Source organism: Candidatus Thiosymbion oneisti, assembly GCF_900092655.1.
GTDB lineage: Bacteria > Pseudomonadota > Gammaproteobacteria > Chromatiales > Chromatiaceae > Thiosymbion > Thiosymbion oneisti.
Genome location: NZ_FLUY01001436.1, coordinates 1 through 1,446, shown reverse-complemented (window position 1 = coordinate 1,446; position 1,446 = coordinate 1). Strand labels below are relative to the sequence as shown.

The window sequence follows — 1,446 nt, the reverse complement described above, 5'->3', positions numbered from 1 at the left end:
TCATCAGCGACGAAACCTATCATAGCTTTGTCGATTCGGGGATCTTCAAGAAACTTCAGGCAAGCGAACGCTGGATTTTGCCTTATAAACTCAAGGAGAGGATCAAAAATGAGGGGATTCAACTTGGGGAGAAGAAAGGCAAGAGAGAAAAAGCCATTGAAATAGCAAGGGCAATGAAGCAAGAAGAAGTTAGTATAACGATCATTGCTAAAACCTCAGGGCTTTCAATCGAGGAGATTAAAGAGCTGTAAGGCTGAAACCGGCTGACAGATGCATTCAGACCGCTCACTCAGTGAGGGGCAAACGACTGATTTTCGTTTGAAAGAGATCATTCAAATGAGACCGGAAGAGATAAAAGATGAAATTAATAGGTTGGAACTTTCCGAGAAGTTACTTCTTGTCGAAGATATCTGGGATTTAATTGCTGTCGGAAATTCCGAAATTCCCATGCCAGAGTGGCAAAAGAAAGAGCTAGATAGAAGATATCGAGAGTATAAGGAAGGAAAACAGACTCTTCATGACTGGAAGACAGTGCATCAAGAATTGCGTGCAAAGTACAAATGAAACTGCGTTACACGGACAGAGCAAAGGATGACATTGAATTAGCCTTTGTGTGGTATGAAAGACAAAGAAGGGGATTGGGGTATGAGTTTTTGGGTTGTGTCGAAGTGGGCGTGAAGTCAATTCTTGATAATCCAGAACTGTATAGAGTGTATTATTCACATTTTAGGGGCTGCGTCATTAGACGATTTCCCTTCTCTATTTTTTATACCATTGAAGACAGAGAAATAGTGGTTCATTCGATCTTCGATAATAGACAAGACCCCAAGAAAAGGCCATAGTAGGCGATAAAAGGACACCCACTTTGTTTGAGATCTTCCCCACCCCAAGCTAGCTTCTTCTCGACCCCGAAACCACAGAGGTCCTACTATGACCGCTCCCCGCTCGGTCTTGTCTCGCTTGAGGACACCCCTTGGTATCACTGCGTATGCCGCTGTGTGCGTCGTGCCTTCTTGTGTGGCGAGGACCAGCTCTCAGGTCTGAATTTCGAACACCGCCGCGGCTGGATTGTCAAGCGCATGCAGCAGCTTGCCGCTCTGTTTGCTATCGATGTGGCCGCTTATGCGGTGATGAGTAACCACTATCACATCGTGGTGCGTATCGACGGGAATGGGCCTTGGAGTGGTCGATAGAGGAGGTATTGAGGCGCTGGACGGCGCTCTTCACCGGGCCCTTGTTGGTGACACGTTATCTCTCGGCGTCACGAGGGTCGATGAGCCGGGCGGAGATCGCCGAGGTCGAGGCACTTGCCGAGGTCTATCGGGGACGGTTGCACGATTTGTCCTGGTTCATGCGAACCCTCAACGAGCACATCGCCCGCCGGGCCAATGCGGAGGATGGGGTGAAGGGGCGTTTTTGGGAGGGCCGTTTCAAGAGCCAGGCGTT

Annotated in this window: 3 protein-coding genes and 1 pseudogene; all 4 read left to right on the top strand. The window is 48.6% G+C overall.

Annotation, left to right across the window (positions count from 1 at the left end; translation table 11 throughout):
• Nucleotides 1-251: hypothetical protein (locus BQ17_RS21980; RefSeq protein ID WP_218068290.1), on the top strand; the 251-nt coding region annotated here is incomplete at its 5' end.
• Nucleotides 252-336: 85 nt separating this feature from the next.
• Complete coding sequence (locus BQ17_RS14785; RefSeq protein WP_089728337.1) at nt 337-564, top strand: addiction module protein; 228 nt, start codon at nt 337-339, stop codon at nt 562-564.
• Nucleotides 561-842: a type II toxin-antitoxin system RelE/ParE family toxin gene (locus tag BQ17_RS24330; RefSeq protein ID WP_089728335.1), complete on the top strand. Its 282-nt coding sequence runs from the start codon at nt 561-563 to the stop codon at nt 840-842. Before BQ17_RS14785 ends, BQ17_RS24330 begins: the two co-directional genes overlap by 4 nt.
• Before the next feature lie 88 nt (nt 843-930).
• Nucleotides 931-1,446, top strand: a pseudogene (locus BQ17_RS14775) (transposase); the annotation flags it as partial.